Origin of the sequence: Anaerotignum lactatifermentans DSM 14214, from assembly GCF_900142265.1 — a bacterium.
Lineage (GTDB): Bacteria > Bacillota > Clostridia > Lachnospirales > Anaerotignaceae > Anaerotignum > Anaerotignum lactatifermentans.
This window is the reverse complement of sequence record NZ_FRAH01000073.1, coordinates 1-15,456: the sequence shown is the minus strand read 5'-3', so window position 1 is coordinate 15,456 and position 15,456 is coordinate 1. Positions and strand designations below refer to the sequence as shown.

Here is a 15,456-nt window from a genome sequence, read left to right as displayed (position 1 = left end):
AAACTTAAAGTACAAGTATGGAAATCGACATTTTTGGTGTAGAGGATATTTTGTAGATACAGTAGGCAGATATGAAACGGCAATAAAAGAATACATCAAAAATCAGCTGGAAGATGATATTATGAATGATCAAATAAGTTTAAAGGAATTTACAGACCCGTTCACGGGTGAGCCGGTGAAATAAGGCATAAAAAGTGCCCCCGAGTAGGGGGCAGCCAGAGTTAAAAGTGTGGTTGCCAGACTATTCAATGCCCCCTTTAGGGGGCTACCACAAGAGATAGACCCTTATAGGGTCTGATCAAACCACCCGTTCAACGGGTGGTTTTGATTAAGATTTCAATTGAAATTTTTCTTCTGAAGACAGCCATCGCAGTTCCCCTTAAGAAATGAAAGAAAAGAGATGGTTTCTTAAGGGGAGACTGCTTGGGAATCCATTTTTTGACTTTGGAAAAGGAGGAGTGGACATGGACTTGGAAAAATGGCTGGCAGACTGGACAGCCTGTGTAGATGGTATTTTCGGAGAGCGGATATGTTTTCTGGGGATACAGGGCAGTTACGGCAGAGGGGAAGCCACAGCGGAAAGCGACATAGACGTGGTGCTTTTGCTGGATGGATTACAACTGGAAGATTTGCAGGCTTATGATGAAGCTGTGTCTGCTTTGCCCATGCGGGAGAAGCTCTGTGGTTTCGTAGGCGGCTGGGAAGAATTGATGCATTGGGATAAAGCCGATTTGTTCCAGTTCATACAGGATACAACACCTTTGCGGGGCAGTCTGGATGACCTTTGGAACGAAATCACAAAAGCAGACATCCAGCGGGCAGTTCATAAAGGCGCTTGTGACTTGTACCATGGCTGTGTCCACAATTTCCTCCATGAAAAAGATGGGGAGATGCTGAAAGCCTTTTATAAAGGCGCCCTTTTTGTGGTGCAGGCGGTGGTTTATCTGCAAAAAGGCGTTTATGGGAAGAAAAGAACGGACTTGGAGCAGTTGGCAGAAGGTATGGAAAAAGAAATTTTGTCTATGGCAAAAGAGCTGAAAGGGCAAAATGAAATTTCCAGAGAATTGTTTGAACAGGGCAGTCGCCTGTTGCTTTGCTGGACAGGGCGGCTCATCAAAGAAGAAAAATAAAAAAACTGGAATCCTTTATGCGGATTCCAGCTTTTTTATGCGTTATTTTGTAGCAGTCTGTTTTTGTATCTGTATGACCAGAAGTAAGACAGAACTGCCCAGCAAATGGGCAAAAGCCCAAAGAACATAGCGCCGGGGGCATCATCGGCTTCTGCCAGACCAATCCAGAAGGGGATGACCAGCAGAAAGAGGATGCCATAAGTGATGGCGCAAATTTTGATTTTCCGTAATGTCTGTACCACTGCGCCTGTTTCCTGTGCAGTACTGTCTGACTGGCATAAGAAACGATAGCCATAAAACAGTCCTGTGAAAAAGGGAACGGCGGAGAGGTAGATGGCAAGGAGTATGGGATAGAAATACTGTCGGTAAGGCTGTTTTATGGGGTCTGTGATGGCAAGATACAGGATACATCCGCCGAATAGGGCGGCGCCCAGTGCCAGCAGAATCAGCAGGATTTTCAAAAGCCGATTTCTCAGATTGCCCATGTTCTCCCTTCTTTCCTGTGATTATTCCACATTGGTGATGACCATAGCCGCGTCTTTGCTTTCCTGTGTGTAGGTGAATGTGATGGCGTCGCCTACGTTATATTCCTGCAGTTTGGATGCCACATTGCTGTCTGTGAACTGGTAAGCGTTGACAGTGCCGTCGGGCAGTGTCATTTCTGCTGTATGTCCATCGGAAAGACCGTTGTAAACGGCATTGACTGTGATTTCATTGGAAGCCGTTTCGGAAGATGTGGTGCCGGAAGTCTGGCTGTCACCTTCGTTTTCTGTGGTTTCAATAGGTGTTACGCTGGCAACGCTGTAAAGGTACATAGGATCAGAGATGCCGTCAGCGTATGTGTTATTGGTCATGGTAACAGTCCAAGAACCGATGATGTCCTGATCTTCCATAAGGGAAACCAGATCTGCCTGTACAGTCACAACGCCGTCTTCTTCGCCTTTGAATGTCAGTTTGGTTTCTGCCAGACCGATGTCGCCTCTGCCAAAGGTGTAGGCATCTGTGCTTTCATCATAAGTCACACGACCGGAAAGGCTGTCGGGCAGTTCCAGCAGGTCGTCATAGTCTGCAAAAAGGGCAATAGCCAATTCCTGAACGGCTTTGCTGGGCAGTGTGATGGAATCATCGGTCACTTCTGCCAGCTGATGTTCACTGCCATACTGTCCTGCGAAATACGCAAGGGATGTCCAGAAAAATTCAGGGTTCTGGGGGTCATATTCCATACCGTTTTCCAACATGCACCGCACCAGAGAGTCTACAGGCGCTGTCATGTCGTCAACGGCTTGTGCCTGCTGTTCGGCGGTCATTTCCTGTGTTTGTGGGGGTTCTTCGGTTTCTGTATTGGCAGTGCAGGCAGCGGTGCCCAGCATCAGCATGCAGACAACCAGAGAAGATGTCAGTCGTTTCATATGTATTCCTCCTTTGGAATCTATCACAAAATAACAATTGTCTTTATTTTATATTATCAGTATATACAATCATTATAAATAAAATATGACGAAAGTCTTTCTTTTTTTTGAATTTTCTAAAATTTGTTGACAGAAAAGTGTATGATTGCTATCATACAGTTAAGAAGTGTATGATAAGCATAGTACACTTGAAAGGAGGTGACAGACGGTGGTGAATTTTTCTGATCTGCAGCTGCATGATATGGAGCCGGTCTATGTGCAGATTGTGCGGCATTTGAAACGGGCAATTTTTCTGGGGGAAGCGGCTGTGGGAGAAAGCCTGCCTTCCAGAAGGGAACTGGCGGCGCAGCTTTGCATCAATCCAAACACTGCCCAGAAAGCTTTTCGGCTCATGGAGGAAGAAGGGCTCATACAGACACCGAAAAACGCAGCCAGCACGGTTTTTTATGACGAAGAAACATTGGGCAGAATCCGGCAGGAGATGACGGGAGATCTGGTGCGGCAATTTGTGGCAGAAGCCAAGGAAAACCGTCTGACGCTGGCAGAAGTGATGAAAATGGTAGAGGAAGCATGGCAGGAAAGAGGGGAAAATGTATGAAACAAACAGCATTGCTCAGCGGATATGTATTTCAGTGGAACATGAAAAAAGGAGGATGGGCAGTTTATGTCTTTTCCATTCTGGCAGGGGTCATCACTGCCGTTTATCGGGGGTACGCGGGAATGGCAGGAGAAACATCACCTTACCGGGCAAAGGGATTTTTGCCCTATGAGCTCATCATTGACCAAAGTATGATTCCGCTTTTCTTTGGTATAGGACTTTTGGCGCTGCTGTTTTTGCAGTTTTTGCAGCTACGGAAATACCAGAAGGAAAGCAAAGGCATCTATACTTTCCTGACATTGCCCATGAAAGGTACACAGGTGGCAAATGCCTTTTTGCTTCAGTCTTTGGCAATGGTTTTTCTGTACTATGCTCTGTGGCTCATGGTCATTGTGGTCATGTATTTTCCTATGATGCATTGGATGGTAAGTCTGGCGGCAAAACAGGAATTTCTGATGAACGACGGTACCATTTTGACAGGCATTGACGCCACACGGCATAATGGGCTGTTTCTGGCCTTTCTGCGCAGTGAGTTTTTGGGTATCGTTTACAGCTTGGATTGGAAAAATATGATGTGTGCACTGTTCCTGCTGTTTTTTGCAGGTGTGTGGATTGTATCCGTCAGCATGCAGAGAGCCATTGGGCTGACAGGTATTTTTATCTGTGCTGCAGGGCTGATGATTCCTTTGGCGCTGTATTTGCAGGGACACAGTGCAGGGGAGATGAGCAATATTCTGCTGACTGGAAGTATCCTTCTTCTTGCTGTAGGCGTTTGGCTCATTTTCCGATTGCAGGCGGATTTTCGGGAACCTCTTGCGAAATAGAAAGGAGGAAGTGCGATGAAAAAATGGATGGCATATCTTCCTTTTGGACTGCTTTGCGGTTCTTTGGTGGTAATCGGCGGTATCTGGGGAAGCGTCTGGAATCACACTTGGAGCGGACAGTTGGAATTGCGGCATCTGAAGGGGGATCAGAGCGCATTAGCAGATTTGAATATACAGTTTGGGATCACCGATGCGAGGCAGAGATGGAATTTTTCCATCAAGGATGGCGCTTTGCAGAAAGAATCCTTTACCCTGTCCTATGAAGAACCTGTTTATGGCTCTGGGGAAACCATAGGAAATTGGAAAGACGGCACCATGCAGGTGTGGAATGAGGATGTGACGTTTCAGCCTGCGGCAGACAGTAAAATAGAAAATCTGGATATGGTGGATTTGAGTCTGTTGAAGGAGGATGTTTACATTTCTCCAGAGCTTTATGACGATGAGGGAAATCTTCATGGCACCACCTGTATTTATGACAAAGGTCAGCTTGTACTGAATATGGACATGGAAGCGGTGCAGAAGAAAGGCAAGGCTTTTCGCAGTTGGTCATGCGAAATCCCTACCCATTTGCAGTATACACCGGAAAAACCATTGGCACATATTCAGATTGAAAATGAGAATCGCTCTATGACATATAGAAATTATGCGTGGAGTGGCATAGATGTTCTGAGTGTATGGTCTGAAAGTCAGGAAATGCTTTATGCCACAGTCAGAACAAACGCGGATTGCAGTGGGAGCATTGGACTGTATTGTCTGGGACCTCGTCAGGAGGAATCTTTCAAAGATGCCAATAGCACAACACATCCGGTAAAAAAAGAACCTGTTGCCACATTGGCAGAAATTCCTATCAGCGAAAGTCGCTGGGTATTAGGACTGGAAGATGTAGGAGAAGGACTGCTGGTGTTCATCGGGGAGCCAGATAAGGTGACAGCGGAACTGTATGGTTATGACGGAACCCTCTTGGACAGCAATACAATGCCGTTAGAAGAACCCGTACATGAAATTGAGATACAGCAGACCAAATGGAAAGATGGCAGAGGTGTGTTTGTAGAAGGTTCCCAGAAAACAGGTAAAAATGAATACTATGTACATTTCTTCACTGGTTACTGGTTGGAAAACGGTACCATCAAGCCTGTTTATCTCAATGGCAACGGATATGGCACATGGACAGCAGTAGGAAAAGAAAAAGTGCTGGTCATGAACCGGACAATGGATGAATGGGATGGAAAGGCAGAGCCGATTCGAGGCAATACCATGAATGGCTTTAAGATTTCTGTCTATGATATCACGGAAGACCCTGCCGGTAAGGAAGTTTATTGTGGAGAGCTGGAAACAGACATAGATGAGGACGCATTGGAGTTCTTCAACTATTTCACCACAAAAGCGTACAAACAGAGCGTGGAGCGTCAGACGCTGAAAAGCACCAGCAGCAGTCGTCAACTGGATGTGTTTTCTGTAACAGAGAGCGCGGGTGATTCTGTATGAGAAAATGGAAGATCTATTTGCCACTGGCTTGTTTCTGCGGCAGTCTGCTGGTGATCTGTATCATTTGGGGCATTGTTCGTGGCAGTGTATGGAATGGACAAATGGAACTGAGGCATCTGGAGGGGGACGAGGGTGCCTTGGCAGATTTCACCCTGAAAGGAAAAATTGAGGATTCCCAGAATACATGGGATTTTTCCATAGAGGACGGCAAGCTGGAAAAAAACAGCTTTCATATGAGAACGGGAACGGAAACGGTATATCACATAGAACGAACAGTCGGTGCGTGGAAAGAAGGAGAGCTGAGTGTTTGGAGCAGTTATGGTACCTTCGTGCCTGCGGCAGACAGTCAGGTAGAAACCAAAGATACAGTGGATTTGACTGTGCTGAAAGGCAATACTCATTTTCCCAGCGATGCTTATCAGGAAGATGGCACTTTGCATGGCACCACGACGGTTTTTGATAAAGGACAGGCAGTGTTTCAGCTGGAAATGCATGCAAGCGCCGCCGGCGGTACTAAGTACAGGCAGTGGAATTACGAGATTCCAACGAATTTGGTGTATATACCGGATAAACCACTGGCAGAAGTCTGTGTGGAAAACGGTGAAGACTACAAAGATATCCAAAGCAGTGAATTGTGGATCAGGGAGGCACCTGTGCTGGTATGGTCCAAGGAGTGGCAAATGCTTTACGGCACCATGACAACGAACAAATATTGCAGCGGCAGTATGGGGCTGTACTGTTTTGGTCCCGATCCGGCAGAGGATTATACATCCACTTCTGAAGAAGAACAGACAATGACAGAACCCTTTGCCACATTGGCAGAAATCCCTGTCAGCGAAAATCGTTTGGTACTGGGGCTGGAAGATGTGAAGGAAGGGCTGCTTTTATTCATCGGGGAAGCTGATGGGCTTACCATGGAGCTTTACAGTTATGATGGCGTGCTTTTGGACTGTATGAAACAGCAGACAGAAGCGTCTGTTGATGAATTGCAGATACAGCAGACGGACTGGGAAGACGGCAGAGGAATTTATGTCATCGGAAGTCACGAAATCGACGAAAATGCACAATATGTCCATTTGTTCGCTGGATATTGGGTGGAAGATGGCAAAATCACAGCTGTTTATCTGCCGGAAAGCAGTCAGGGAGATGTGACTTATGGGGTAGTGGGGAAAGACCGCGTATTGACCGTCGGTTCCTTCCAAGAACTGTGGGATGGAAAGGCAGAGATGGAAGAAATATATACTTTGAACGCTCTGGAACTGCGTGTGTATGACGTCAGCGAAGATCCTGCCGGCAGACTGATTTACCATGGAAAGTTGGAAACGGATATTGATGAGGACGCGCTGGAAGTTCTCATGTCCTGTGAAACGGCAAAAGGAAGAAAAAGTATTCAGGAGCAGAATTCAAGGGGGACAACCGGATGGAGACGTTATCTGATGGTTGAGGATATTTCGGGCAAAGGAGGAGAAACAGTATGGGAAGAAGGTTCGTGGTACCAATATTGATTGGGTGTTCTTTGCTGGTGTCTGTAGGAATGGTGGCTGGTATCTGGCAGATGCGGTATCGGGAAAATCTGTATCTGCAGGATATGGAAGGAGATCGGGCAGCGCTGGCGTCTTATACCGTAACAGGCGTACTGGATGATTTCTCCCATGAAATTGGGTTTTCGCTGAAACGGGGGGAATGGCAGACGGACTTTTCACCGGATACGGAAAATCTGCGCAACGAGGAGCCAGAAGAATGGCAAGTGGACCTACAAGAGGAAAACTGGTATTTCCAGCTGGATGATTATGCATGGGAAGATATACTGCCTTTGGAAGGAACGGAGATTCAGGCAACAGCAGGCAAACCGGATACCAGAGAAGAATTAGCGCAGGTACAGAAGGAATATGCCTATCCAGATAATATCTGGACGAACGGAGATGATTTTACATCTGGCAGTGTTACTTTCTGGAATGGGCAGTATGTGATGCGGCAGGAGGTCTACTTCAGCGAGAAACCGGGCAGTACCATAAATCCTACGTTCACACAGGATAAACAAGGGAATATTCTGGGGGATGTGGAAGGATATGCCTGTCGAGGGCTGCGTATCCCCGTGTCATTGAATTGTTCTGGTAAGATTACCATGGAATGGATGCCTGCTGATGAGATGGAAAGCGGTTATATCCATTATCAGGGAGGCAGTTGGCTGCACGATGGGTTTTGGATGGCAGATGACGCTGTGATAGGGAATAGGCTTTATCTGACATTTCCCACGGATATACAGGACAGTGGGACCATGGGCATCTATGCCTTTGACTTGCAGGAGGTTTATGACAGCGGCAATCCCTATGTGACAAAAGTGGTGACAGAGCCTTGTCTGGTGTTTGGGGAAAGCACTGTAGACCATCGGCATCAGGTGTTAGCACTGGAACGTGTGGGAGATAAACTTCTGCTGCTGAAACGAGCGGAAAATCGGGGCATTGTGGAACTGTATGACACCGAGGGGAATCTGCTGGACAAAGAGGAGATTTCTTTTGCCAGACCCTTTACCGGTGTAGAGGCAGAGGTTTCCGCTTGGGAAGATGGGGCTTCCCTGATTCTTTCCTGGAGTGGTCAATCAGATACCTATGGCAGCAATGCCATGGAGCATTATGGTTTTACCGTGGACGCAGCAGGACAGATGACACATCAGTTCCTGAAAGTTGGGTATCCCTGGGCACAGGCAGTGCCGGGGAAAGGCAGTGTGCTGACAGTAGAGGAACCGATGATTCAGACACCAGAAACGGCTGTATTCTTTCCTAATGGCGGGCCTCAGCCTCAGCAGACATTTTTGACGGTATATGATGAGACCATGACAAAAATACTGTATCGTGGAGAGATTGTCACAGATGAAAATGATGATTTGAAAGGGATTTATGGTGCTTTTTCCACAAAAGAGGCTGGCAGGAAGCGGAATGTGATGGCGGCGGATACATGGGACTATATGCTGCACAGACGATATTGGCAGGACTTAAAAATCACTTACGAGGGGGAAACGACATGATCGAAGGCAAACAAATCTTTTTTACATACGGATTTGCGGAAACAGACAAAAATCCTGTCTTGAATTATGTGGATTTACAGATTCCAGACGGGCAGATTGTGGGGCTTTTTGGGGAGAACGGCGCCGGAAAGTCCACGCTGCTGCGGCTCATGGCGGGACTTCTGGTGCAGAAGGATAGGGGCTGTCAGATTTTGCTGGATGGAAAACCTGCGACGCAGGTAAGAGGAGAGATTGCCTGCATTTTTGAAGAAGGTACCTTCCTGCCGGATCTGACACCGAAACAGTATGGAGATTTTCTGGCGGATTTCTTCCCGAAGTTCGACAGAGCCTATTATGATAAGCTGACGGCATTTTTCAAACTGGAGGAAAAGGCGGCAAAGCATATGTCACGGGGGCAGAAAGCAAAGCTGGAGATTGCGGCAGGTCTTGCCAAACGGACGAAATATATCTTCATGGATGAGCCTTTTCTGGGAAAAGACGCTCTGACAAGACAGGATTTTATGAAGATTTTGTCCGGCAGTCTGACAGGGGAAGAAACTTTGATTCTGGTCACCCATGAACTGGAGTCTGTGGAAACATTCATTGACAGAGCCATTGTCGTTCACAAAGGAAAGTTGGCGGCGGACGTGGAAATGGACGACCTGCACCATGAAGGCAAAAATCTGATGGTACTGCTGAAAGAAACCGTTGGCTATGACGAAAATGCCTATCGCGATCTCTTTGCAGAGGAAGAATAGTTTTTCAAGGCATAAAAAGAGAGAAAAAGAGAGCGGAAAAAGCATCTGATAAACGGATTTTTTTCTGCTCTTTTTCTTTTTGGGGATACTTTTTGATGGCAGGTGCAAAAATGGCAAAACCTTTGAAAAATTTTGGTATAAATGTGACGAAAAAATATTTCATATAATTTCTCTAGGATTTGCTGCCGCCTTTATTGACATGGGTTTGGGGCTATGCTATACTTTTTGATGTTAGTTATGGTTTACTTTTTTAGATGAAGATAGATACGAGGTAGAAAATATGACATTGCATCAATTACCCATTGGACAGTCCGCCATTATCACCAAGGTGGGCGGCGAAGGGGAACTGCGCTACCGTTTTCTGGATATGGGGCTGATTCCCAAGACAAAAGTAACGGTGACAAAAGTGGCTCCCATGGGTGACCCCATCGAAATCAGGCTCAGAGGCTATACTTTGACCCTGCGTGTGGAGGACGCCAAAAACATTGAAATTACACAAGAGGGGGTTGACCTATGATTTTTGCGTTAGCAGGCAATCAGAACTGCGGGAAAACCACTCTTTTCAACCAGCTGACAGGCTCTAACCAGCATGTGGGCAACTTTCCCGGCGTAACCGTAGACCAGAAGGTTGGGCAGATGAAAAGCCAGCCGGACTGTTCTGTGGTGGACTTGCCGGGGATTTACTCTCTCAGACCTTACACAAACGAGGAAATCGTCACAAGAGATTTCCTGTTGAATGAAAAACCTGACGGCATCATCAACATCGTAGATGCCACCAATATTGAACGAAATCTGTACCTGACATTACAGCTCATGGAAATGCGGATTCCTATGGTTCTGGCGCTGAACATGATGGACGAAGTCCGCAACAACGGCGGTACCATCAACGTGGAAAAAATGTCCGAAGCCCTGGGCATTCCCGTTGTGCCCATCAGTGCTGCGAAAAACGAAGGTATCGAAGAACTGGTACAGGCGGCAGTCCGTGTGGCAAAGGAAAAGCGGACCACAAAGGTCATTGACTTCTGTAAACAGGGGCCTGTCCACCGTTGTATCCATTCCGTTTGTCACCAGATTGAAGACCATGCGGAAAAAGCTGGCTTGTCCGTGCGTTTTTCCTGCTCCAAACTCATTGAAAACGATACACGTATCGTAGATATGCTGCAATTGAGCCAGAATGAATTGGAACTGGTGGAACACAGTATCATCGAAATGGAAGCGGAAGCGGGCATGGACAGAAATGCTGCGCTGGCAGGCATGCGCTATGACTTCATCGAAAGCGTTTGCGCCGATACGGTCATCAAATGCGAGGAAAGCAAAGAGCATATCCGCAGCGTGAAAATCGACAGCATTCTGACCCATCGGTATTTTGCCATCCCCATATTCATACTGGTGATGTTTCTGGTATTTTTCCTGACATTCAACGTCTTTGGGGCAGTCCTCAGCGATTTGCTGTCCCTGCTTATTGACGATATCACCGCATTGGTAGATAAAGGCTTGACGGCTTACGGCATCAACCCTGTGGTACATAGCCTGGTGATCGACGGTATCTTTGCCGGTGTGGGCAGCGTTCTTAGCTTCCTGCCTATCATCGTGGTGCTGTTCTTCTTCCTGTCTATTCTGGAAGATACAGGCTATATGGCAAGAATTGCCTTTGTTATGGATAAACTGCTCCGTAAGATTGGTCTTTCCGGCAGAAGTATCGTGCCTTTGCTGGTGGGCTTCGGCTGTACGGTGCCTGCGGTTATGGCAAGCCGTACCCTTTCTTCGGAACGTGACCGCCGCATGACCATCATGCTGACACCTTTTATGAGCTGTTCCGCAAAGATTCCCATTTACGCAGTCTTTGCAGCGGCTTTCTTCCCGCAATATGCGGCACTGGTGATGATTGGCATGTACCTGACAGGTATCATCATCGGCATCATTGTTGCGCTGATTTTTGACAGAACCGTATTCCGCGGCAAACCCATTCCTTTTGTTATGGAATTGCCGAACTATCGTTTCCCTTCCGCAAAAAGCGTATTGCTTTTGATGTGGGATAAGGCGAAAGACTTCTTACAGCGTGCTTTCACCATCATTTTCCTGGCGACGGTCATCATCTGGTTCCTCCAGAGCTTCGACAGCCGTCTGAATGTGGTGACAGACAGCGCGGACAGTATTCTGGCAGCCATTGGGCATCTGCTGGCACCTTTGTTTGCGCCTCTTGGCTTTGACGACTGGCGTATCCCTACAGCCCTCATCACTGGCTTTACAGCAAAAGAAGCCGTTATCAGTACATTGGGCGTATTGATGGGAACTTCCACAGCAGCATTGGGGCCTGCCCTCCATACCCTTTTTACACCTGTTTCTGCCATCAGTTTTCTGGTATTCACACTGCTGTATACCCCTTGTGTGGCAGCCATCGCGGCAGTGAAACGGGAACTGGAATCCGGCTGGCTGGCACTGGGCGTTGTGATTTTGCAGTGTGTGGTGGCATGGCTGGCAGCCTTTGGCGTTTATCTGCTTTTGGGCTTATTTGTATAAAAGGAGGGGGATTATGAACCCTTTAGATTTTGTCATTTTGGCAGTGATTGCGGCAGCCATTGTCGGGGCACTTGTGGCAGTGAAAAAGCATAAGTGTGGCACCTGTCATGGCGACTGCGGCAACTGCGGAAAATGCAGCAGAAAATAAGAAAATAGAGACAGACATGGTACAAACAACCATGTCTGTTTTTTTGTGCCTGATTTAAGGAATTTGTTTAAAATGGATAAATTTGCAAAAACCAGAAAAAAGCTATTGACAACTTTAGTTAGCAATGGTAAACTCTTTGCAGAATGTTAGTTAAAGCTAACAACAATCTATCTCATCATCTGAAAATATAAAAGGACGTGAAGTATGGAAGGAGGAGTTCTGATGCCTTTGGCACTGGCAAAAACAGGAGAAATGCAAACCATTAGAAAAATCAGCGGACGGGATGATACCAAACGATTTCTGGAAAGTCTGGGATTTGTTATCGGCGGTCAGGTGACGGTGGTATCGGAGATCAACGGAAATATGATCGTCAATGTAAAAGAATCCCGCGTAGCCATCAGCAAATCCATGGCAGCGCGCATCATGGTATAAGGAAGTGACAATATGGAAGGGACAAAGACATTAAAGCAGGCAAAAATCGGTGAAAAAGTCACTGTGGTGAAGCTGACAGGCGAAGGCGCTGTCAAACGCCGTATCATGGATATGGGCATCACCAAAGGCACAGAGATTTTTGTCAGAAAAGTAGCGCCTCTCGGGGATCCTGTGGAGGTTACCGTCAGAGGGTATGAACTTTCCCTCAGAAAGGCTGACGCGGAAATGATTGCAGTCAGATAATTGGTTCGTGAGAACGAGCCATTTTTTCTGGCAGAGAGTTAGGTGTGACTAACGGATAGGAAGGAGATACAACATGGGCATGAAGATTGCGCTTGCCGGAAACCCCAACTGCGGCAAGACCACATTGTTTAACGCATTGACAGGCTCCAACCAGTTTGTGGGGAACTGGCCCGGGGTAACCGTAGAGAAAAAAGAAGGGAAGCTCAAAGGCAACAAAGAAGTGACCATCATGGACTTGCCGGGCATTTACTCCCTTTCTCCCTATACACTGGAAGAAGTGGTGGCAAGAAATTACCTCATCGGGGAAAGACCCGACGGGATTTTGAACATCATTGACGGCACCAATCTGGAAAGAAACCTGTATCTGACTACACAGCTGACAGAACTGGGGATTCCCGTTGTGGTTGCCATCAACATGATGGATGTTGTGGAAAAGAACGGCGACAAAATCGACGTGGAACGTCTTTCCAAAGAACTGGGCTGCAAAGTGGTGCAGATTTCCGCGCTGAAAGGCACTGGTGTGAAAGAAGCGGCAGAAGCGGCTGTGGAAGCGGCGGCAAGAGAAAGCAGCGCCCCCCAGCATACCTTCGCACCGGAAGTGGAAGGCGCACTCAATGACATTGCGGCAAAACTGGAGGATGTATCTCCATCCTTGAAACGATTCTATGCCATCAAGCTGTTCGAGCGTGATGAAAAAATCGTGGAACAGATGGAAAAGGCACCGGATGTGGAAAACATCATCAAGAAAACAGAAGATTTGCTGGATGATGACAGCGAAAGCATCATCACCAATGAGCGTTATATGTACATCGGTGAAATGATCCAGCATTGTTACACCAAAAAGAATAAAGGCGGCATGTCCACCTCCGATAAAATCGACCAGGTGGTGACAAACCGTTTCCTGGCACTGCCGATTTTTGCAGTGGTTATGTTTATCGTGTACTATGTTTCCGTTAGTACAGTAGGTACTATGGCAACAGACTGGGCAAATGACGGACTGTTTGGCGATGGTTTCTATCTCTTTGGCAACGGCAGAGCGGAATATGAAGCGGCAAACGAAGCATACACACTGGAAACACAGAAAATTGACGCATTTTTGGCAGCGGCAACAGAAGCTGGCGTAGATGCGGAACTGGCAGAAACAGACCCTGTGGAATTCCTGGCAGAAACAGCTGGCGTACAGACTGTGCTGGAAGTAACAGACGAGGAAGGCAATGTGACAGAAACACTGCCTGTGACAGCGGCAGACTATGAAGCAGCTCTCACAGCGGAAGAACCTGCCACAGAGGACTTCGGTACATGGGTGCCCGGCGTTCCTGTTCTGGTTGGCAATGCGCTGGAAAAACTGAACGTAGCAGGCTGGATGAATAGCCTGATTCTGGATGGTATCGTTGCCGGTGTCGGTGCTGTTCTGGGCTTTGTGCCTCAGATGCTGGTACTGTTTATTTTCCTGGCATTCTTGGAAGGCTGTGGTTATATGGCACGTATTGCCTTCATCATGGATAGAATTTTCCGTAAATTTGGTCTCAGCGGCAAATCCTTCATTCCTATGCTCATCGGTACTGGCTGCGGTGTGCCTGGTGTTATGGCATCCCGTACCATTGAAAGCGACCGTGACCGAAAAATGACCATTATGACAACCACATTCATTCCCTGCGGCGCGAAACTGCCCATCATTGCCCTGATTGCGGGCGCATTGTTCGGCGGTGCGGCATGGGTGGCACCCAGTGCGTACTTTGTGGGCATTGCGGCAATCATCGTTTCCGGTATCATTCTGAAGAAAACAACTATGTTTGCAGGTGATCCCGCTCCCTTCGTTATGGAGCTGCCTGCATACCACCTGCCTACCGTTGGCAGTGTACTGCGGAGCATGTGGGAAAGAGGTTCCTCTTTCATCAAAAAAGCAGGTACCATCATCCTGCTGTCTACCATCGTCATTTGGTTCCTGTCTAACTTCGGTTTCACAGAAAACGGCTTTGGCATGGTGGATGACCTGAGCAACGGTCTGTTGGCAAATGTAGGCTCTGCAGTGGCTTGGATTTTCAGTCCTCTGGGCTGGGGCAACTGGCAGTCCGCAGTGGCAGCGGTGACAGGTCTGGTGGCAAAAGAAAACGTTGTAGCAACTTTCGGTCAGCTCTTCGGCTTTGCGGAAGTGGCGGAAAACGGTGCGGAATATTGGGGCACACTGGCAACATTCTTCACACCGGCAGCGGCTTACAGCTTCCTGGTATTCAACCTGCTGTGCGCACCTTGCTTCGCGGCGATTGGTGCCATCAAACGGGAAATGAACAACGCAAAATGGACATGGTTCGCCATTGGATACCAGACCATCTTTGCTTACCTGGTTGCGTTCTGTGTATATCAGATCGGTTCTGTATTGAGCGGCACAGGTTCTTTCGGTATCGGTACGGTTCTGGCAGCGGCAGTAGTAGTAGGATTTATTTATCTGCTGTTCCGTCCCTATAAAGAAAGAAGAAAAGTCACCAAAAAAGAAGAAGTAACAGCGTAAACGGAAAGGAGTGCGGCATATGGGAACATTGCTCGTGGGCGCGGTACTTGTGGCAGTGATCGCTGCCGCAGTCTATAAACTGCGCAAAGACAAAAAAGAAGGCAAAGGATGCAGCGGCAACTGCGGTTCCTGCAGTTCCTGCGGCGGACATTGCCATCACTGATAAAAAAGTTTGCATACACCTTCTCAATAAAGGCAGGCAGGACGAAAGTCCTGCCTGTTTTGTTTTATTACTTTAGTGCTGAAGGCTGCAAAGCAGCCTTTAACAACCGCCCGCTCTGCGGGTGAGATTAAAGCTTAAGCAAAAAGCATCGTCCTTGTTGTAAAATAAGGGTGTTCAAGCCTAAATATTTTACATAAGAAAGGACGATGCTTTTATGGCAAACAGTTTAGCAC

15 protein-coding genes and 1 pseudogene are annotated in these 15,456 nt (G+C 47.3%); 14 read left to right on the top strand and 2 right to left on the bottom strand.

The genetic code is table 11. The annotated features are described in order from the left end of the window. The coding region (locus BUB35_RS15080; protein ID WP_200777578.1) for a transposase at window positions 1-184 on the top strand (184 nt) is incomplete at its 5' end. Between the two features lie 280 nt (window positions 185-464). Further along, the gene (locus BUB35_RS15075) at window positions 465-1,130 is read left to right on the top strand and encodes a nucleotidyltransferase domain-containing protein (protein WP_072853098.1); all 666 of its coding nucleotides are present in this window, start codon (window positions 465-467) and stop codon (window positions 1,128-1,130) included. A 35-nt stretch (window positions 1,131-1,165) separates the two neighbouring features. On the opposite strand, the gene BUB35_RS15070 is transcribed toward BUB35_RS15075, so the two are convergent. Continuing rightward, window positions 1,166-1,615 (bottom strand): DUF2975 domain-containing protein, encoded by a 450-nt coding sequence (locus BUB35_RS15070; protein WP_072853085.1) that lies wholly within the window; start codon window positions 1,613-1,615, stop codon window positions 1,166-1,168. Between the two features lie 21 nt (window positions 1,616-1,636). Further along, entirely contained in the window at window positions 1,637-2,539 is a 903-nt protein-coding gene (locus tag BUB35_RS15065) for a hypothetical protein (protein WP_072853083.1), read from the bottom strand. Window positions 2,540-2,750: 211 nt separating this feature from the next. Between BUB35_RS15065 and BUB35_RS15060 the strand changes: the two genes are divergently transcribed. From BUB35_RS15060 to BUB35_RS15005, 12 genes and pseudogenes are all read left to right on the top strand, one after another. Continuing rightward, entirely contained in the window at window positions 2,751-3,137 is a 387-nt protein-coding gene (locus tag BUB35_RS15060; protein ID WP_159432900.1) for a GntR family transcriptional regulator, read from the top strand. Next, complete coding sequence (locus BUB35_RS15055; protein WP_072853081.1) at window positions 3,134-3,961, top strand: hypothetical protein; 828 nt, start codon at window positions 3,134-3,136, stop codon at window positions 3,959-3,961. The genes BUB35_RS15060 and BUB35_RS15055 overlap by 4 nt, the downstream gene beginning before the upstream one ends. A gap of 15 nt (window positions 3,962-3,976) precedes the next feature. Further along, window positions 3,977-5,446, top strand: coding sequence for a hypothetical protein (locus BUB35_RS15050; protein WP_072853079.1), 1,470 nt, complete (start codon window positions 3,977-3,979; stop codon window positions 5,444-5,446). Further along, window positions 5,443-6,951, top strand: coding sequence for a hypothetical protein (locus BUB35_RS15045; protein ID WP_072853077.1), 1,509 nt, complete (start codon window positions 5,443-5,445; stop codon window positions 6,949-6,951). Before BUB35_RS15050 ends, BUB35_RS15045 begins: the two co-directional genes overlap by 4 nt. After that, window positions 6,921-8,471, top strand: coding sequence for a hypothetical protein (locus BUB35_RS15040; protein WP_072853075.1), 1,551 nt, complete (start codon window positions 6,921-6,923; stop codon window positions 8,469-8,471). The genes BUB35_RS15045 and BUB35_RS15040 overlap by 31 nt, the downstream gene beginning before the upstream one ends. Then, window positions 8,468-9,208 (top strand): ATP-binding cassette domain-containing protein, encoded by a 741-nt coding sequence (locus BUB35_RS15035; protein WP_084730730.1) that lies wholly within the window; start codon window positions 8,468-8,470, stop codon window positions 9,206-9,208. The genes BUB35_RS15040 and BUB35_RS15035 overlap by 4 nt, the downstream gene beginning before the upstream one ends. A gap of 280 nt (window positions 9,209-9,488) precedes the next feature. Further along, a pseudogene (gene feoB / locus BUB35_RS15025) lies at window positions 9,489-11,728 on the top strand (ferrous iron transport protein B). A 13-nt stretch (window positions 11,729-11,741) separates the two neighbouring features. Continuing rightward, on the top strand, window positions 11,742-11,876 hold the full coding sequence (locus BUB35_RS18910; protein WP_143185472.1) for a FeoB-associated Cys-rich membrane protein: 135 nt from the start codon (window positions 11,742-11,744) through the stop codon (window positions 11,874-11,876). Window positions 11,877-12,098: 222 nt separating this feature from the next. Next, the gene (locus BUB35_RS15020; RefSeq protein ID WP_193486547.1) at window positions 12,099-12,308 is read left to right on the top strand and encodes a FeoA family protein; all 210 of its coding nucleotides are present in this window, start codon (window positions 12,099-12,101) and stop codon (window positions 12,306-12,308) included. Window positions 12,309-12,320: 12 nt separating this feature from the next. Then, on the top strand, window positions 12,321-12,551 hold the full coding sequence (locus BUB35_RS15015; protein ID WP_072853071.1) for a FeoA family protein: 231 nt from the start codon (window positions 12,321-12,323) through the stop codon (window positions 12,549-12,551). A gap of 73 nt (window positions 12,552-12,624) precedes the next feature. Continuing rightward, window positions 12,625-15,060, top strand: coding sequence for a ferrous iron transport protein B (feoB, locus tag BUB35_RS15010; protein ID WP_072853069.1), 2,436 nt, complete (start codon window positions 12,625-12,627; stop codon window positions 15,058-15,060). A gap of 19 nt (window positions 15,061-15,079) precedes the next feature. Further along, a complete protein-coding gene (locus BUB35_RS15005) occupies window positions 15,080-15,223 on the top strand; it encodes a FeoB-associated Cys-rich membrane protein (protein ID WP_072853066.1) in 144 nt (47 codons plus the stop codon). Window positions 15,224-15,456: the final 233 nt, after the last annotated feature.